This window comes from Burkholderia pseudomultivorans (assembly GCF_001718415.1).
Classification (GTDB): Bacteria; Pseudomonadota; Gammaproteobacteria; order Burkholderiales; family Burkholderiaceae; genus Burkholderia; species Burkholderia pseudomultivorans_A.
This window is the reverse complement of sequence record NZ_CP013378.1, coordinates 1439473-1456980: the sequence shown is the minus strand read 5'-3', so window position 1 is coordinate 1456980 and position 17508 is coordinate 1439473. Positions and strand designations below refer to the sequence as shown.

Genomic DNA, 17508 nt, shown 5'->3' with positions numbered 1-17508 from the left:
ACGATGAACATTTCGCGCCTCTTCATCCTGCGGCCGGTCGCAACGCTGCTGCTGACGATCGCAATCGTGCTGGTCGGCGCGGTCTCGATCCGCTTCCTGCCCGTCTCGTCGCTGCCCGACGTCGACTATCCGACGATCCAGGTGCAGACCTTCTATCCGGGCGCAAGCCCCGACGTGATGGCGACCACCGTCACCGCACCGCTCGAGGTGCAGCTCGGCGAGATCCCCGGCCTGCAGCAGATGATCTCGTACAGTTCGGAAGGCGCGTCGGTCATCACGCTGCAGTTCGACCTGTCCGTGAGCCTCGACGTCGCCGAGCAGAACGTCCAGCAAGCGATCAACGCGGCGAACAGCTATCTGCCGAGCGGCCTGCCCGCGCCGCCCACGTATGCGAAGGTGAATCCGGCCGACCAGCCGATCCTGACGCTCGCGGTCACGTCGAAGTCGATGTCGCTCACGCAATTGCAGGACGCGGCGAACAACCGGCTCGGCACGAAGATCTCGGAAGTGCCGGGCGTCGGCCTCGTCACGACGGCCGGCGGCCACGTGCCGGCGGTGCGCGTCGAAGCCGATCCGCACAAGCTTGCCGGCTACGGCCTGAACATCGACGACCTGCGCACGCTGCTTGCGAACGTGAACGTCAGCCAGCCGAAGGGCAACTTCGACGGTCCCGACCTCGACTACACGATCAATTCGAACGACCAGATCAGCGACCCGAAGGACTACCTCGACACGGTGATCGCCTACCAGAACGGCGCGCCGGTATTCCTGCGCGACGTCGCGCGCGTGACGCAGGCGCCGCAGGACGTCGAGCGCGGCGCATGGCTGAACCGCACCGGCGCGATCGTGCTGAACGTGCAGCGTCAGCCGGGCGCGAACGTGATCGAGACCGTCGACCAGATCAAGAAGCAGCTGCCGGCGCTCGAAGCGACGCTGCCGGCCGGCATGAAGGTGCAGATCGTCAGCGACAGCACGGCGACGATCCGCGCATCGGTGTCGGATGCCGCGACCGAACTCGTGCTCGCAGTCGCCCTGGTCGTGATGGTGATCTTCGTGTTCCTGCGCAACCTGCCGGCGACGATGATTCCGAGCATCGCGGTGCCTGTGTCGCTGATCGGCACGGTCGCGATGATGTATGAGCTCCACTACTCGATCGACAACCTGTCGCTGATGGCGCTGATCATCGCAACCGGCTTCGTCGTCGACGATTCGATCGTGATGATCGAGAACATCGTGCGCTACCTCGAGGAAGGCATGCGTCCGCTCGACGCGGCGCTCAAGGGCGCGGGCCAGATCGGCTTCACGATCCTGTCGCTGACGGTGTCGCTGATCGCGGTGCTGATCCCGCTGCTGTTCATGGGCGGCGTGATCGGCCGCCTGTTCAGCGAGTTCGCGGTCACGCTCGCAGTGACGATCGTGATCTCGGCCGTCGTGTCGCTGACCGTCGTGCCGATGCTGTGCGCGCGGATCCTGCGCGCGCAGTCGGAGTCGAAGCCGAGCCGCTTCGGGCGCGCCAGCGAACGGCTCTTCGAGCGCACGCTGCACGCTTACGAACGCGGGCTGCGCTGGGTGCTGCGGCACCAGACGCTGACGCTCGTCGTCGCACTCGCGACGCTCGCGCTGACGGTCCTGCTGTACGTCGTCATCCCGAAGGGGCTGTTTCCGGTGCAGGACGTCGGCGTAATCCAGGGAATCAGCGTCGCCGATACGTCGGTGTCGTACGAGGCGATGGTCGATCGCCAGGCTCGGCTCGCCGATGCGCTGCTGAAGGACCCGGACGTCGCGTCGCTCACCTCCTACGTCGGCATCGACGGCGTAAACGCCACGCTCAACAACGGCCGCTTCCTGATCAACCTGCGCGCCCACGACGAACGTTCGGCAAGCGCCGCGACCATCGCGCGGCGGCTTCAGCAGGAAACGGCCGGCGTGCCGGGCGTGCGGCTCTACCTGCAGCCCGTGCAGGACCTGACGCTCGACACCACGCTCTCGCCGAACCAGTATCGCCTCGTGCTGCGCGGGCCGACCCGGCAGGCGCTGCAGCAGGTCGTGCCGGGGCTCGTCGCGAAGCTCGCGCAGATTCCGTCGATCACCGACGTGCAGAGCGACCTCGACGTCGAAGGCCTCGGCGTGATGGTCGACGTGAACCGGCAGGCGGCCGCGCGCTTCGGCATCACGCCGGCGACGATCGACAACGCGCTGTACGACGCGCTCGGCCAGCGCATCGTCTCGACGATCTTCGAGCAGTCGAACCAGTATCGCGTGATCCTCGTCGCGAAGCCCGAGACGATGCCGAACGTCGCGTCGCTCGGCAACCTGTACCTGCCGAGCCAGACCGGCAGCACCGGCCAGGTGCCGCTCAGCCAGATCGCGACGATCCGCATCACGAAGACGCCGCTCGCGATCAGTCATCTCGCGCAATTTCCGGCCGTCACGATCTCGTTCAACCTCGCGCACGGCGCCTCGCTCAGCACGGCCGTCGACGACGTGCGCCGCGCCGAGCAGCAGGCCGCACTGCCGCCGTCGATCCAGTCGTCGTTCCAGGGCGCGGCGGCCGCGTTCGAGGATTCGCTGTCGAGCGAGGTTTACCTGCTGATCGCCGCGCTCGTCGCCGTCTACATCGTGCTCGGCGTGCTGTACGAGAGCTTCATCCATCCGGTGACGATCCTGTCGACGCTGCCTTCCGCCGGGATCGGCGCGCTGCTCGCGCTGATGATCGCGGGCGCGGATCTCGACGTGATCGGCATCATCGGCATCGTGCTGCTGATCGGCATCGTGAAGAAGAACGCGATCATGATCGTCGACTTCGCGCTCGAGGCCGAACGCGTGCATGGCAAGCCGGCTGCCGAAGCGATTTTCGAGGCGTCGCTGCTGCGCTTCCGGCCGATCCTGATGACCACCTTCGCGGCAATGCTCGGGGCGTTGCCGATGCTGGTCGGCACCGGCACGGGCTCGGAACTGCGCCGCCCGCTCGGCCTCGCGATCATCGGCGGGCTCACGCTCAGCCAGATCCTCACGCTGTTCACGACACCCGTGATCTACCTGATGTTCGACCGGATCGGCGAGCGGATCCGGCGCCGCCGCCGCGCGCGTGACGACGGCGACGGCGACGGCGCCGTGCCCGATGCGCCGGACGGCGGGAGCGGCGCATGAACCCGTCCGCGCTGTTCGTCCGCCGTCCCGTCGCGACCACGCTGCTCGCCATCGCGATCCTGCTGTCCGGCGCGCTCGCCTACTTCCGGATGCCGGTCGCGCCGCTGCCGAACGTCGCATATCCGGTGATCGTCGTGCAGGCGACGATGGCCGGCGCGAGCCCGGACATCATGGCGTCGACGGTGGCCGAGCCGCTCGAGCGGCGGCTCGGCACGATCGCCGACGTCGAGGAGCTGACGTCGATCAGCACGGTCGGCTCGTCGATGATCGTGATCGAGTTCGGGCTCGACCGCGACATCAACGGCGCCGCGCGCGACGTCGAGGCCGCGATCCAGGCCGCACGCGCCGACCTGCCGACGACGCTGCGCGCCAATCCGACCTACCGGCAGTACAACCCGGCCGATGCGCCCGTGATGGTGCTCGCGCTGACGTCCGACACGCTGACCAAGGCGCAGCTCTACGATTCCGCCGACTCGGTAATCCAGCAGCAGCTGTCGCAGATCAAGGGCGTCGGGCAAATCACGCTGGGCGGCGGCGCACTGCCCTCGGTGCGCGTCGAGCTGAATCCCGGCAAGGTCAACAGTTACGGGATCGGCCTCGAGGATGTGCGCGCATCGCTCGCCGCCGCGAACGCCGACAGCCCGAAAGGCCATCTCGACCAGAACGGCCGGCGCTACGAGATCCTGTCGAACGACCAGATCGGCAAGGCCGCGCCGTATCGCGACCTGGTGGTCGCGTACCGCAACGGCGCGGCAGTCCAGCTCCGCGACATCGCCGACGTGCGCGACTCGAACGAGAACATCCGCAACGCCGGGCTCTACAACGGCAAGTCGGCGGTGCTGGTGATCGTATTTCCCGAACCGGGCAGCAACGTCGTGCAGACCGTGCAGCAGATCCGCGCGCGCCTGCCGACGATCCAGGCCGCGCTGCCGAGCTCGGTCCATATCGGCATCGCGGTCGACCACTCGCAGTCGATCAACGCGTCGGTATCCGACACCACGCGCACGCTGTTCCTCGCGGTGCTGCTCGTGATCGGCGTCGTATTCGTGTTCCTGCTGTCGCCGCGTGCGGCACTGATCCCGGCCGTCGCGCTGCCGCTGTCGATCGTCGGCACGTTCGGGCCGATGTTCCTGCTCGGCTACAGCATCGACAACCTGTCGCTGATGGCGCTGACGATCGGCACCGGCTTCGTCGTCGACGACGCGGTCGTCGTGCTCGAGAACATCATGCGCTACATCGAGGCCGGCTATGCGCCGAAGATCGCCGCGCTGCGCGGCAGTTCGGAGGTCGCGTTCACGGTCGTGTCGATGAGCCTGTCGCTGATCGCGGTGTTCCTGCCGATCCTGCTGATGCCGGGCATCGTCGGGCTGCTGTTTCACGAGTTCGCCGTCACGCTGTCGATCGCGATCCTGCTGTCGATGATCGTATCGCTCACCGTCACGCCGACGATGTGCGCGTATGTGCTCACGCGACGCCGGCCGGACGCGCCGCCGCCGCGCGGCACGCGCTGGATCGTCGCGCTGCTCGACCGGCTGCACGACGCCTATTCGCGCTCGCTCGACGCGGTGCTCGACCATTCGCTGCTGGTCGGCATCGTGCTGATCGCGCTCGTCGTCGGCAACGTGCTGCTGTTCCGGCTGCTGCCCGGCACGTTCTTTCCGGAGCAGGACAACGGCACACTGATGGGCCAGATCATCGCCGACCAGAGCACCTCGTTCGACGCGATGCAGCGCAAGCTCGCCCAGCTGCAGTCGATCGTGCAGAAGGATCCGGCCGTTGCATCGGTGGCGGGCTTCACGGGCGGCCGCGCACTGAACACCGCGAACGTGTTCGTCGCGCTGAAGCCGCTCGCACAGCGCCACGTGTCCGCGACCCAGGTCGTCAACCGGCTGCGGCCGAAGCTCGCCGCCGTGTCGGGCGCGCGGCTGTTCCTGCAGGCGCAGCAGGACCTGCGCATCGGCGGTCGGCAGTCGGCGGCCGAATACCAGTACACGCTGACGAGCGACGATCCGCAGGCGCTGTACAAGTGGACGCCGCGGCTCGTCGACGCGCTCGGCAGGTATCGCGGCCAGCTCACCGACGTGAACTCGGATCTGCAGCAGAACGGCCTGCAGACGATGGTGACGATCGACCGCGCGACCGCAATGCGCTACGGCCTCCAGCCGAACCAGATCGACAACGTGCTGTACGACGCGTTCGGGCAGCGCACCGTATCGACGATCTACAACCCGCTCAACCAGTACTTCGTCGTGATGGAGCTCGCGCCGCAGTACTGGCAGTATCCGCAGTCGCTCGACCGGATCTTCGCGAGCACCGCGGCCGGCAATGCGACCGGCACCGCGCAGACGCAATACGCGTCGTCGATCGTGCCCGCGGCAACGCAACAGCTCGCGACGGGCGCAACCGTCGGCGTCGCCGCCGCGTCCACCGGCACGACCGGCAACACGCAGAACGCGAATGCGGAGGCCAACGCGACGACCAACAGCATCTCGAACAGCAAGGGCGGCAGCTCGACCGGCAGCGCGGACAGCACGGCGGCCGAAACCATGGTGCCGCTGCCCGCGTTCACGACCTTCGCGAACAGCCATACCGCGACTCAGGTGAACCACCAGAGCGGCCTCGTCGCCGCGACGATTTCGTTCAACCTGCCGGCAAACGGCTCGCTCAGCGGCGCGGCCGACGCGATCGCGCGCGCGGAGCGGGACATCGGCATGCCGGCCTCGATCCACGGCGCATTCGCTGGCGCCGCGCAGGCGTTCGCGAATTCGATGAACACCGTGCCGCTGCTGATCCTGGCGGCGCTGGTGGTCGTCTATCTCGTGCTCGGCGTGCTGTACGAGAACGCGGTACACCCGCTGACGATCCTGTCGACGCTGCCGTCCGCCGGCATCGGCGCGACGCTCGCGCTGCTGGTGTTCGGCGTGCCGTTCTCGGTGATCTCGATGATCGGCTTCATCCTGCTGATCGGGATCGTCAAGAAGAACGGGATCATGATGGTCGACGTCGCGATCCAGCTGCAGCGCGACGAAGGCGCGGATGCGCGCCGCGCGATCCACGAGGCGGCCGTGCGCCGGCTGCGGCCGATCATGATGACGACGGCCGCCGCCGTGCTCGGCGCGCTGCCGCTCGCACTCGCGATCGGCCAGGGCGCGTCGCTGCGCCAGCCGCTCGGCGCGACCGTGATGGGCGGGCTGCTGATCAGCCAGATATTCACGCTGTATACGACGCCCGTGATCTACCTGTATCTCGACCGGCTGCGCGCACGCATCGCGCGCGGGTCGGCTCGCCTGCCGTGGAAACGGCAGCCCGACACAAGGCCTTGACCGATGAAGCTTCTGCCCGCCGTTTCCGAATTCGCGGCCCGCGCCCGGCCGCCCGTCACACGCATGCGCATCGGGCTGTCCTGTGCAGCCGCCGCGCTCGCGCTTGCGGGCTGCGCGGTTGGCCCCGACTATCACCGCCCCGTCGTCTCGATCCCCGCGACATACAGCGAGCTACCGGGATGGACGCGGGCCGCACCGGATGCAGACGGACCGAAGGGCGACTGGTGGACCGCGTTTCACGATCCGCTGCTCGATCAGCTCGAACCGCTCGTCGCGGTGTCGAACCAGACGGTTCGTCAGGATTACTACAACTACCAGCAAGCGCTCGCGCTCGTCCGCGAGGCACGCGCGGGCCTGTTTCCGACGCTCTCGGCGACCACCTCGGCGACGCGGCAGCGCAGCACCGGCAGCTCGACGACGGGCGGTGCGGCGATCTCGAACAGCAGCGCGCTCGAAGGCACGGTAAGCTGGTCGCCGGACCTGTGGGGCCAGGTGCGGCGCACCGTCGAGGAACGCAACGCGAGTGCGCAGTCGAGCGCGGCAACGCTCGCGAACGCGACGCTGTCCGAGCAGGTGACGCTCGCAACGACGCTCATCGACCTGCGCGTTACCGACGCGAACCTCGACCTGCTCGCCGCGACCGTGAAGGCGGACGAGGACTATCTGCGCGTGATCGCGGACCAGGACCGGGCCGGCACGATCCCGCCGTCCGATCTGGTGAGCGCCCAGACGCAACTCGACAGCGCGCGCGCGAGCCTCGTCGCGCTCGGTGTATCGCGTGCGAAGTACGTGCATGCGATTGCGGTGCTGGTCGGCCGCAATCCGGAGGATCTCGACATTCCACACGACGCCACCCTGCCGTCGCTGCCGGACGTGCCGGTCGGCGTGCCGTCCACGCTGCTGCAGCGGCGTCCCGACATCGCCGTCGCGGAACGACAGATGGCCGAGGAAAATGCCGCGATCGGCGTCGCGGTCGCTGCATACTATCCGACCGTTTCGCTGTCGGCGGCGGTCGGCTTTTCCGCGTCGCCGATCGCAGGGCTGCTGCACGTCGCGAACTATGTGTGGTCGCTCGGCACCAGCGCATCGGAAACGCTGTTCGACGGCGGCGAACGCAGCGGCGAAGTCGCCGCCGCGAAGGCCGCGTACGATGCAGCGGTCGCGAATTATCGCGGCACCGTGCTCGCCGCGCTGCAGAACGTCGAGGATGATCTCGCGAGCGCGCGCGTGTTAGCCGACCAGGCTGCCGTGCTCGAGCGCGCGGTCACGAATGCGAAGCGCGGCGCGGACATTGCGTTCAACGAGTATCGGGCCGGCACCGTCGACTACACGACGGTCGCCACCGCGCAGACGACGCTGCTCGGCCTGCAGGAAAACGCGCTGACCGTGCAGCAGGAGCGGCTGGTCGCGACGGCGACGCTGTTCGGCGATCTCGGTGGCGGATGGTCGGCGGCGCAGCTGGATGCGCGGCAGTCGAAGCAGGTGGTGGGGGCGCCGGAGTGAGGGGGACCAGCGGTGCGGCGTGCAGCGCGGATCGGTGCGGTTATTGCCGGACAGCGTGCGGGATGCGGCGGCAGTCGCGGCATGCACGTCGGGGCGCTGAAGGCAACGGATCGCGACTTGTCAGCCTATTTCGACATCCGTCCGCGCGGTTTATCGGCAATCCGCTCCGCACCATCAAGCTGCAGCGCTTCGTTCGTGTCGACCGCACGAAGCAGGCTCGCGACGACGCGTCTGCTCTCGCCGAGATCGCGCAGCTTGACGTCGAGCTTCTCCGCTTCGCGCCGCAACGCGGCACGCGCTACGGCACATGGATGGAAAACCGGCTTGACGCCGAGGACGCAGGGCAGCAGCAGGCGGATGCTGCTGATCTTCAGTCCCGCCGAACTGAGCATGCGGATGCGGTGCGCCGCGTCTACCTCCCCAGGACCGTAATCGCGATAGCCCGAATCGCTTCGCTTCGGCTTGAGCAGACCTTCGTGTTCGTAATAGCGCAGCATCCGCTCGCTCACGCCGGTGACACGAGCCAGTTCCCCGATACGCATAGCCTCTCCGCAAACGATACGCTTGACCTTGACAGCGCTGTCAGAGTTTAGCCTTTTCCAGGCAGCGGGGTGGCCCGCTGTCCGATTCGTAAAGGGACCCGCTCATGACGCCATTCAACGATACGTTTGACGGAACGTTTCCGTTCACGCCGCATTTCAGCCACGCTGCAGGGTTTCGCATGCACTACGTTGATGAGGGGCCGGCTGGCGCGGAGGCGATCCTGTGTCTGCACGGCGAGCCGACCTGGAGCTACCTCTATCGCCAACTGATCCTGGCGCTCTCGGACACCTACCGCGTGGTCGCCCCCGATCACATGGGATTCGGCAAGAGCGAGACGCCGGCTGATCGCACGTACTGGCTGCAGGATCATATCGACAACCTTGAACAATTCGTGCTCGCGCTGGATCTGAACGACATCACCCTTGTCATGCACGACTTCGGCGGCCCAGTCGGCATGGGGCTCGCAGCGCGGCATCCCGAGCGAATCCGTCGAATCGTCAGCACGAACGGTCCGACTCCGTTCGGTCAGCGCAGCTTGCTCGATCGCCTCGGCGCCAATGCCGCAGTCTCGCCGTGGTTCCAGTGGATCGTTCGTGCCGAATCGCAAGGCCGCCTGGAACCGGTGCTCAACGAGCTAGGCTTCAATATCCTGAGCGTATTGAAGCTCAATGGCTTCGAGAACCATGCATGCATCAGCGATACGTGGCTGCGTGCGTACGGTTCGCGATTTGCCGTGCCGGCCGACAGCGCCGGGGCGATCGGCTGGGCGCGAGGCTTCGCGATCGACGCGCATCGTTTCGAAGTGCCTGACGCTGCTGCGCTCGACGCGATTCGATCAAAGCCTGCGATGGCCATCTGGGGGGACGCCGACCGGACCTTGGCCGCGGAGCACTTTTTGCCGCTGTTCGGCGAACTGTTTCCTCGGGCACCGGTTCATCGGCTTGCCGGAGTCGGGCATTACTGTCTGGAAGACGCACCGCAGGAAATCGGCGATCTGATCCGGGCGTTCCTTGCGGCGACCGACACATGCTCGGACGAATTCGCCGTGCGCTAGCTGGAGAGATGCCGGGCAGCTGCGGAGTCCTTGCGTGACGAGAAGCAGTCGCGCTTCAGGAGGAAAAAAACGGATAATGCATTGTCGCGTCGAGCGTAATTGTGCGACGCGTCAAGTCAATGTGCCGGCGACCTGACGGCTCCGGGGCCGCCTCTTCGGGGGTATCAGCCTGTTTGCTGCGTCCGCCCCGGAACGACGGCGCAGATGACGTGCGCAATGGCGAGTTCATTCCACTGCAACCGAAACGATTTCACGATGCGTATTCCACCGCTCAAGTCCATCATCGCGTTCGAGAGTGTCGCCAGAACCAAAAGCGTCAACCGCGCAGCGGAAGAACTGGGCCTGACGGCCTCGGCAGTGAGCCACCAGCTCAGCAATCTCGAGTCGATCATCGGCCAGCCGCTCTTCCAGCGATCAGGGCGCGGCCTCGTGCTGACGCCAACCGGCGAGCGCTATCTTGCCGACGTGACGGGGTCGCTCGCCGATCTGAGCCGCGCGACGGAGCGTGCGTCGAGTCGCACGGAAGTCGACATCTTGCGGGTGCATTCGAGCCCGAGCTTCGGGCTCATGTGGCTACTCCCGAGGCTGTCTTCGTTTCAGGAGGCCAATGGCGATCTGCAACTCAATCTCGCGTGTTCGTATGAAAATATCTCGTTTTCGAACGGCTATTACGACATCGACATCCGCCATGGCTACGGCAACTGGGACAATCTGGAAGTGAAGACGGTGCGCGGCGAGTTCATTGCGCCGCTTGCTTCGCCGACGTACCTGGCACGTCATCCGGTCGAGACGCCGGAAGATCTGCTCGCGCATCGGCTGATCTATTCGGAAACGCCGCTCGTTCAGTGGAAACAGTGGTTCGGCCGGACCGGCGTATCCGCCACGCAGAAGACGTTCGACTTCTCGTTCGACCGCTCGTACATGTCGATCGAAACGGCCGCGCTCGGGCTGGGCATCGCGCTCGAGAGCCTCACGCTGGCATCGGTGAAAATCCGGGAAGGCCTGCTCGTCCCCGTTTTCGACGACACCTATTCGGTCGAAGTCGGCGCACATCATCTGGTTTACCCGACGCAGAACGCGGAACTGCCGCGCATCAAGCGTTTCCTCGCGTGGATCGAACGGGAAGCAGCGTCCACCTGAATTTTTCTCAGCAATAGTTGAGCGTTTCCGCGTTGATGCGGCCCCCCTGTACACCGACACTACAGGCACTCATCAACACTCAGGAGACAACCGATGCTGCTCGAGAACAAGATTATCGTGGTGACAGGCGCGGCCTCGCCGCGCGGTATCGGCAAGGCGACCGCAAAGGCGCTGGCAGCGCAGGGCGCGCGTATCGCGATCCTCGATCTGCGCAAGGAAGATGCGCAAGCCGCCGCCGCCGACCTCGGCACCGAACATCTCGGGCTGGCCTGCGACGTGACCGACAAGGACGCCTGTGTAGCGGCTGCGCGTGCCACGCTCGAACGATATGGCCGCATCGACGGGCTCGTCAACAATGCAGGCATCACGCAGCCGGTTCGCACGCTCGACATCGGCAGCAGGGACTTCGACGCGATCGTCGACGTCAACCTGCGCGGCACGCTGTATATGTCGCAAGCCGTGATTCCGGCGATGCAGGAACAGAACGGCGGCAGCATCGTGTGCATGTCGTCCGTTTCCGCGCAACGCGGTGGCGGCATCTTCGGCGGGCCGCACTATAGCGCCGCCAAAGCGGGCGTGCTCGGACTCGCCAAAGCGATGGCGCGCGAGTTCGGCGCAGATCATATTCGCGTGAACGCCATCACACCCGGCCTGATCCAGACCGACATCACCGGCGACAAACTCACGCCCGACATGCGCGCAGACATCATCAAGGGCATTCCGCTCGGGCGGCTCGGCGATGCGACCGACGTCGCGAACGCATGCCTCTTCCTGGTCAGCGACCTGTCGACCTATCTGACAGGCATCACGCTCGACGTGAACGGCGGCATGCTGATTCACTGACGGCGCCGCGGGGCAAACTCGCGCAGCACCCGCTCTCAAGCACCCGGATAACCGGGGCCATGGCAGGAGACAGACATGAAATCCCGATACACCGCCCAGCCAATGCCGGGCGACGCGATCCTTCACAACGAATCATCGACATTCGAAGCCAAAACCTATGCGAAGGTGAGCCGTCGACTGATTCCCTTCCTGATGCTGTGCTATCTGGGCGCATACCTCGATCGCGTCAACGTCGGCTTCGCGAAACTGCAGATGCTGAACGATCTGCGCTTCAGCGAAACCGTCTACGGAATGGGCGCAGGCATCTTCTTTCTCGGCTATTTCCTTTTCGAAGTACCGAGCAATCTCATTCTCCACAAGGTCGGTGCGCGCAAGTGGCTGGCGCGGATCATGCTCACATGGGCCGTCATCTCCGCAAGCTTCGTGTTCGTGAAATCGCCGACCGTGTTTTACATGCTGCGGTTTCTGCTCGGCGTCGCAGAAGCAGGCTTCGCGCCGGGCGTAATCCTCTACCTGACTTACTGGTATCCGTCGGCGCGCCGTGCGAAAGCGCTGTCGTTGTTTTTCATGGCGATTCCGCTGGCAGGCATCATCGGCGGTCCGCTGTCGGGCTGGATCATGCATTCGCTGCACGGTGCGATGGCGATGGCAGGATGGAAGTGGCTGTTTCTGCTCGAAGCCGTGCCGTCTCTGCTGCTCGGCGCAGCAATCCTGTTTTACCTCGATGACAGCATCGAGAAGGCAACGTGGCTCACCGACACCGAGAAGTCGCTGCTCACCCGCAATGTCGCCGGAGACGACGCGCACAAGACCGCCCACCTGTCGATCGGCGCGTTCATCGGCGACCGCCGTCTGTGGCTGATGGCTGCGATCTACTTCTGCGTCGTGCTCGGCCAGTACGGCCTGACCTTCTGGCTGCCGACCATCATCCGCAAAGCCGGGGTATCGGACCCGCTCTGGGTCGGCATTTTCACGGCGATTCCGTATCTGTGCGCCATCGTCGCGCTGCCGCTGATCGGCATGAGTGCGGACCGCCGCCGCGAACGCCGCTACCACCTCGCCATTCCGATGCTGATCGCCGCTGCGGGTTTTGCCACGTTGCCGGTGCTCGGCAGCGTCGCGGCATCGATCATCTGCCTGAGCATTGCCGCCGCCGGCATCCTCGCCGCGTCCTCCCAGTTCTGGTCGCTGCCGACGGCGCTGCTCGGCGGCGTATCCGCGGCGGCGGGCATCGCGGCGGTGAACTGTTTCGCCAATCTGGCGGGATTCTTCTCCCCAGCCATCGTCGGCTGGCTCAATGACCTGACGGGCAAATCGACCGCGGGCCTCGTCTTTATCTCCGTCGCGGTGACGCTCGGTGCTGCGCTGGTCTTTCTCGTTCCGGCCAGATCCGTCAACCGCTGACCTTCCCAGGATTGTTCGACATCAAAGGAGCACGACATGAGAACCGACCTCATCGCCAACGAGGTTTCGCTCGCCGAGCGCGCGTACCGGATCAGGCGGAATGCGCTGCTGATGGGCGAAGTACAGGGCCAGGGCTATATCGGCCAGGCGCTCGATATCGCGGATGTGCTCGCCGTCGCGTACTTCGGCGCAATGCGTTACCGGCCCGAGGATCCCGAATGGGAAGCGCGTGACCGCTTCCTGTTGTCCAACGGACACTACGCAATTGCGCTGTACGCCGCGCTGTTCGAAGCGGGCATCTTGCCCGCCGAAGAACTCGAAACCTACGGAAGCGACGACAGTCGCCTGCCCATGTCCGGCATGGCGAGCTACACGCCGGGCATGGAGATGTCCGGCGGCTCGCTCGGCCAGGGTTTGACGATCGCCGTTGGCCGATGCCTCGGACTCAAGCGCAAGAACGCCGACGCTTTCGTTTACACGCTCTTCTCCGATGGTGAACTCGATGAGGGCGCGATCTGGGAAGGCTTGATGTCGGCCGCGCACTGGAAGCTCGACAACCTGATCGCCATGGTCGATGTCAACAACCAGCAGGCCGACGGCCCGTCGACGCAGATCATGGCCTTCGAGCCGCTCGTCGACAAGCTCGAAGCGTTCGGCTGGTACGCGCAACGCGTGAACGGAAACGACATCGAGGCCGTGAAGCAAGCATTCGACAATGCGCGCAATCACGACAAGCCGCAGCCGCGCATCATCGTCTGCGATACGAAGATGGGGTGCGGCGTGCCGTTCCTTGAAGAACGGGAGAAGAATCACTTTATCCGCGTCGATGCGCACGAGTGGAAGCTCGCACTCGACGCACTGGAAGCAGGGAGACAAGCATGAGCACCGTCGAAAAGAAACCGCGCCTGAAAACCTCCGCGATGATCGCGTCGATCGCGGCCGAAGGCCAACTGACGCGTTCCGCGCCGTTCGGCCATGCACTCGCCGAACTGGCGCGCACGAAGACCGACGTGATCGGCATGACGGCCGACCTCGGCAAGTACACCGACCTGCACATCTTCGCGAAGGAATTTCCCGAGCGTTACTATCAGATGGGCATGGCCGAGCAATTGCTGATGGGCGCGGCAGCGGGCTTCGCGCACGAAGGGGCGCAACCGTTCGTGACGACGTATGCGGTGTTCGCGACGCGACGCGCGTACGACTTCATCCATCAGACGATCGCCGAAGACAACCTCGACGTGAAGATCGTTGCCGCACTGCCCGGCCTGACGACCGGCTACGGTCCGAGCCACCAGGCTGCCGAAGATCTCGCGTTGATGCGCGCCATGCCGAACATGACAGTCATCGATCCGTGCGACGCGCTCGATATCGAACAGATGGTACCCGCCATCGCCGCACACGAAGGCCCGGTGTACGCGCGCCTGTTGCGCGGCAACGTGCCCGCCGTGCTCGACGAATACGACTACACGTTCGAACTCGGCAAGGCCAAGCTGCTGCGCGACGGCAACGACGTGCTGCTGATCTCGTCCGGGCTCATGACGATGCGCTCGCTCGAAGTCGCGAAGCTGCTGGAGGCGGACAATATCGGCGTCGGTGTGCTGCATGTGCCGACCATCAAGCCGCTCGATACCGCCACGATTCTGCGCGAAGCGAAGCGCACGGGCCGTATGGTGATCGTCGCGGAGAATCACACGGTGATCGGCGGCCTGGGCGAAGCGGTGGCGTGCACGCTGCTCGGCGCGGGCGTGACGCCGACGTTCCGGCAGATCGCGCTGCCCGACGCGTTTCTCGATGCCGGCGCGCTGCCAACGCTGCACGACCGCTATGGCATTTCGGCAGTCACCATGGCTGCGTCCATCAGGACATGGCTCGTATGATCGATCGGGGGTGGGCGAAGTCGCCGAGCGGGTCGTCGTCGGTCGTGATGCGCTTGCGAGCGGTGCCGTGGCGGTGGTTCGTGCTGTCCGACGGCTTGGCTCCCTGCCCCTTCTCGTAGCCGCGCCACCCGGCGCCCGCTCGAAGATCGCCTTCTTGAGCGCGGCCGACCGCTCGTTGAGCGTCGCCCGGTCCAGCGTTCCTTATACCCGTTGCTTGATCCATTCCGGGTCGAGGTTCAAGCCCTTGCCCGGTTCAATTGTCACTTCTTCCTTGCGTTTGCGTGGCATAAAAGTGGCTGCTTGGTCGCCGGTTTATGCCTCGCCCATAAGGTTTCGGATAGGCTCGTTGATAGCCCAATCACCGTCTTTTTCGTCATCGCGGACATGCGACGGCTGCAAGCGCGTTAAACGCCGAACGGCTCGGGTTCGTGCATTCACCGATAACGCCGCTCCGCTGCAGACCACTTGAACGTACGGCGCCATTTTCCGCCGGCTTTCTCACGAAGCTGGAGATCGTGATAACCGTCGGTCGTCGATGGAAGAACAGCGAGCGCATTCGCTGCGCTCGATTCGTCGTGGTTTCGTGTGCCGTCCTTGTGCCATGCGCCGGCGAGCATCTTGTCGAAAGCCATCGGTTCAGCGAAGACCACGCGCAGTCGACACGGCGTTGAAGGCCGCGTTTTTCGAGCGTCGGCACCACGCCGTGAATCGCGTCCGCCATTTTCGATCGGCGTCCAGCGGCGACGCAAACATCAAGGCCGTCACCCGCCTCCATTTACGCGATCAAACCATGCGGTAGTATGGCGACTCAATGAAACACCGACGGATCCGAACGAGCCGCCATGCCCGATCATTCTTCCTTTTCCGGCGCCGGCCAGCGTGCCCAGGCACTCGTCCTCATTGCCGAGGATGAACCCGAAATCGCCGAGATCCTGACCGCCTACTTCGCACGCAGCGGCCTGCGCACCGTGCACGCGGCCGACGGCCGCCGCGCGCTCGAACTCCACCTGTCGATCAAGCCCGACCTCGTGCTGCTCGACGTGCAGATGCCACAGGTCGACGGCTGGAAGGTGCTCGCGGAGATCCGCCATCGCGGCGACACGCCCGTCATCATGCTGACCGCACTCGACCAGGACGTCGACAAGCTCACCGGCCTGCGCATCGGCGCCGACGACTACGTGGTCAAGCCGTTCAATCCGGCCGAGGTCGTTGCGCGCGCGCAGGCCGTCCTGCGTCGCTCGATGGCCGCGCCGCGCGACGAAGCACAGTCGGTACTGCGCGCCGCGCCGTTCGAGATCGACCTCGAACGCCACGAAGCGACGGTCGAGGTCGAAGGCACGCGCCACACGCTCGCGCTGACGCTCACCGAATTCAAGCTGCTCGCGCAACTGGCGCGCGCGCCCCGTCGCGTATTCACGCGCGCCGAACTGATGGCGACCTGCCTGCCGGAGGGCGATGCGCTGGAGCGCACGGTCGACAGCCACGTCAGCAAGCTGCGCAAGAAGCTCGACGATCTCGGTGTGACAGGCGTGCCGGCAAGCGTGCGCGGCGTCGGCTACAAGCTGTGGAGCGGCGAATGAAGCTCGACGGGCTGAGCCGCCAGATCGCGCTGACGATGGGCGCGGTGGTGTTTGGCGTCACGCTGCTGCTCGTGCTGACGGCCTACCTGTTCTATTACCTGCTGTACATGTACCGGCCGTCGGCCTTCAACCTGTCGGACTGGACGCCGACCGGCCCCGAATGGGTCTGGCTGATCGCGACCACGACGGTCGGTCTCGGGCTGTCCGTGTTCGTCGCGACCCACCTCGCGCGGCGCATCCTCGAGCCGCTGAACTCGGTGACGGACGGCATCCGCCGCGTCGCACGCGGCGACCTCGGCGCGCGTGCCGTCGCCGGCGATCGTTCGCTGCGCGAAGCGGCGCTGCTCGCCGACAATTTCAACGCGCTCGCGAGCGAGCTGCAGCGCGTCACCGAAGAGCGTGCCTTCTGGAACGCGGCGATCGCGCATGAACTGCGCACGCCCGTCACCGTGCTGCGCGGGCGCCTGCAGGGGCTCGCCGAAGGCGTGTTCACGCCGAGCGAATCGCTCTATCGCAGCCTGCTCGCGCAGGTCGAAGGATTTACGCGGCTGATCGAGGATCTGCGCGTGGTCAGCCTCGCCGACAGCGGTCACCTGAGCATCGAGATCCGCGAAACGGATCTCGCCGAAGAGGTGCGCGCGGTCGTCGACGCCTTCGCGCACGCGCTGCAGGCCGCCGGCCAGCATCCGGCGTTCGACCTCGATACGCGGCAGATGCGCTGCGACCCGGTGCGCATTCGCCAGGCGCTGCTGGCGCTGCTAGAGAACGCGCGCCGCCATGCGGTGCCCGGTGCGATCCGGATTCACACGCGCGTCGAAGGCGGCATGTGCCGGCTTCGCGTCGAGGACGACGGCCCCGGCATCCCGGCCGATTTCCGGCCGCACGTGTTCCAGGCGTTCAGGCGTATCGACGATACGCAGGCTGCCGGCAGCGGTCTCGGGCTCGCCGTCGTCGCGGCGATCGCGCAGGCGCATCAGGGTAAGGCCGTGTGCGAGCCGACCGGCACGGGCGGCACGCGCTTCGAGTTGCAGTGGCCGGACAACCTCGCGCTCACGCCGGCGCATCAGCGTTTTCCGGCTTGATACCGCTGC

13 protein-coding genes and 1 pseudogene are annotated in these 17508 nt (G+C 65.7%); 11 read left to right on the top strand and 3 right to left on the bottom strand.

Features of this window, described 5'->3' with window-relative positions:
- Positions 1-3 precede the first annotated feature (3 nt).
- The 3 genes from WS57_RS19010 to WS57_RS19000 all read left to right on the top strand — a co-directional run bounded on the left by WS57_RS19010 (position 4) and on the right by WS57_RS19000 (position 7976).
- Complete coding sequence (locus tag WS57_RS19010) at positions 4-3150, top strand: efflux RND transporter permease subunit (RefSeq protein WP_069244725.1); 3147 nt, start codon at positions 4-6, stop codon at positions 3148-3150.
- Positions 3147-6473 (top strand): efflux RND transporter permease subunit, encoded by a 3327-nt coding sequence (locus WS57_RS19005; protein WP_069244724.1) that lies wholly within the window; start codon positions 3147-3149, stop codon positions 6471-6473. Before WS57_RS19010 ends, WS57_RS19005 begins: the two co-directional genes overlap by 4 nt.
- Positions 6474-6536: 63 nt before the next feature.
- Complete coding sequence (locus WS57_RS19000) at positions 6537-7976, top strand: efflux transporter outer membrane subunit (RefSeq protein WP_069244723.1); 1440 nt, start codon at positions 6537-6539, stop codon at positions 7974-7976.
- A gap of 125 nt (positions 7977-8101) precedes the next feature.
- Here WS57_RS19000 and WS57_RS18995 read toward each other — a convergent pair whose 3' ends face one another.
- A complete protein-coding gene (locus WS57_RS18995; protein ID WP_069244722.1) occupies positions 8102-8518 on the bottom strand; it encodes a MerR family transcriptional regulator in 417 nt (138 codons plus the stop codon).
- Between the two features lie 104 nt (positions 8519-8622).
- On the opposite strand from WS57_RS18995, the gene WS57_RS18990 reads away from it, so the two are divergent.
- The 6 genes from WS57_RS18990 (at position 8623) to WS57_RS18965 (ending at position 14837) form a co-directional block, all read left to right on the top strand.
- Positions 8623-9573: an alpha/beta fold hydrolase gene (locus WS57_RS18990; protein WP_069244721.1), complete on the top strand. Its 951-nt coding sequence runs from the start codon at positions 8623-8625 to the stop codon at positions 9571-9573.
- 255 nt (positions 9574-9828) lie between these two features.
- On the top strand, positions 9829-10713 hold the full coding sequence (locus WS57_RS18985; protein WP_069244720.1) for a LysR substrate-binding domain-containing protein: 885 nt from the start codon (positions 9829-9831) through the stop codon (positions 10711-10713).
- Between the two features lie 93 nt (positions 10714-10806).
- The gene (locus WS57_RS18980; protein WP_069244719.1) at positions 10807-11556 is read left to right on the top strand and encodes an SDR family NAD(P)-dependent oxidoreductase; all 750 of its coding nucleotides are present in this window, start codon (positions 10807-10809) and stop codon (positions 11554-11556) included.
- 75 nt (positions 11557-11631) lie between these two features.
- Entirely contained in the window at positions 11632-12960 is a 1329-nt protein-coding gene (locus tag WS57_RS18975) for an MFS transporter (RefSeq protein WP_069244718.1), read from the top strand.
- A gap of 36 nt (positions 12961-12996) precedes the next feature.
- On the top strand, positions 12997-13842 hold the full coding sequence (locus tag WS57_RS18970; protein WP_009693164.1) for a transketolase: 846 nt from the start codon (positions 12997-12999) through the stop codon (positions 13840-13842).
- Positions 13839-14837, top strand: coding sequence for a transketolase family protein (locus WS57_RS18965; RefSeq protein WP_059600693.1), 999 nt, complete (start codon positions 13839-13841; stop codon positions 14835-14837). The genes WS57_RS18970 and WS57_RS18965 overlap by 4 nt, the downstream gene beginning before the upstream one ends.
- A 4-nt stretch (positions 14838-14841) precedes the next feature.
- Here the strand turns inward: WS57_RS18965 and WS57_RS35895 are convergent.
- Both WS57_RS35895 and WS57_RS18960 read right to left on the bottom strand, forming a co-directional pair.
- Positions 14842-15125: pseudogene (locus tag WS57_RS35895) on the bottom strand (IS256 family transposase); the annotation flags it as partial.
- Between the two features lie 146 nt (positions 15126-15271).
- The gene (locus tag WS57_RS18960; RefSeq protein WP_059600692.1) at positions 15272-15469 is read right to left on the bottom strand and encodes a hypothetical protein; all 198 of its coding nucleotides are present in this window, start codon (positions 15467-15469) and stop codon (positions 15272-15274) included.
- A gap of 210 nt (positions 15470-15679) precedes the next feature.
- On the opposite strand from WS57_RS18960, the gene WS57_RS18955 reads away from it, so the two are divergent.
- Positions 15680-16417 (top strand): response regulator, encoded by a 738-nt coding sequence (locus WS57_RS18955; RefSeq protein WP_059600690.1) that lies wholly within the window; start codon positions 15680-15682, stop codon positions 16415-16417.
- On the top strand, positions 16414-17499 hold the full coding sequence (locus tag WS57_RS18950) for an ATP-binding protein (RefSeq protein ID WP_059600688.1): 1086 nt from the start codon (positions 16414-16416) through the stop codon (positions 17497-17499). Before WS57_RS18955 ends, WS57_RS18950 begins: the two co-directional genes overlap by 4 nt.
- Positions 17500-17508 lie beyond the last annotated feature (9 nt).